At 58.6% G+C, this 408-nt stretch carries 1 pseudogene; it reads right to left on the bottom strand.

The features are described 5' to 3' along the window. Positions 1-408: pseudogene (locus tag G9F74_RS29535) on the bottom strand (collagen-like protein); the annotation flags it as partial.

A 408-nucleotide genomic window follows, 5' to 3' on the forward strand; every position in this document is an offset into this window, starting at 1 on the left:
CGCCCGTGGCACCGGTAGCACCTGTGTTACCTTGAACACCTTGAGGTCCAGTAGCACCAGTAGCGCCCGTGTTACCTTGAATACCTTGAGGTCCCGTGGCACCAGTAGCACCTGTGTTACCTTGAACACCTTGAGGTCCCGTGGCACCAGTAGCACCAGTAGCACCAGTAGCACCCGTATTACCTTGAATACCTTGAGGTCCCGTGGCACCGGTAGCACCTGTGTTACCTTGAACACCTTGAGGTCCGGTAGCGCCCGTGGCACCAGTAGCACCCGTGTTACCTTGAACGCCTTGAGGTCCAGTAGCACCGGTAGCGCCCGTGTTACCTCGAGGTCCAGTAGCACCGGTAGCGCCCGTGTTACCTCGAGGTCCAGTAGGTCCAGTAGCACCGGTAGCACCCGTGTTAC

Origin of the sequence: Bacillus sp. EKM202B (assembly GCF_011066025.1) — a bacterium.
GTDB lineage: Bacteria > Bacillota > Bacilli > Bacillales > Bacillaceae_G > Bacillus_A > Bacillus_A toyonensis.